This is a genomic window from Bradyrhizobium sp. SRL28 (genome assembly GCF_018596315.1).
Lineage (GTDB): Bacteria > Pseudomonadota > Alphaproteobacteria > Rhizobiales > Xanthobacteraceae > Bradyrhizobium.
Genome location: NZ_JAHEAG010000226.1, coordinates 1 through 441, shown reverse-complemented (window position 1 = coordinate 441; position 441 = coordinate 1). Strand labels below are relative to the sequence as shown.

Here is a 441-nt window from a genome sequence, read left to right as displayed (position 1 = left end):
GAAAGTGCGTTGACCCAAACGGGCTCTCCCAATCCCCGGAACAACCGTGTCTGCATTACGTCGTCATGCCCTCGCCAATCGTTGAAACTCCTATTGTCTATGCTGCTGGCAGCAATCCTGGCTCTTTGAACTGCTCTCCGCGTACCATCATGGCCCAGGCCATGCGCGCGATTTTATTAGCAAGCGCCACGGCGGCGACTTTGATCGGCCGGCGCTCCATAATATGCGCAAGCCAGAGGCGCCGCGTGCCATGCTGCCGCGCATATCGGATAACGGCCATGGCGCCCGTGACGAGCAGCCATCGCAAATACCGATTTCCCTGCTTTGAGATTCTACCCAGACGTTCCTTGCCGCCGGTCGAATGCTGCTTGGGAACAAGCCCGATCCAGGCCGCCAGGCTTCGTCCGGACGAGAACTCTTTCCAATCACCGACTTCTGAGA

Annotated in this window: 1 protein-coding gene; it reads right to left on the bottom strand. The window is 58.3% G+C overall.

Translation table 11 applies throughout. From position 1 onward, the window contains the following. Positions 1 to 97: 97 nt before the first annotated feature. Positions 98 to 441 (bottom strand): transposase (locus tag KIP88_RS46105; protein ID WP_214494666.1); only part of this gene is annotated, 344 nt, incomplete at its 5' end.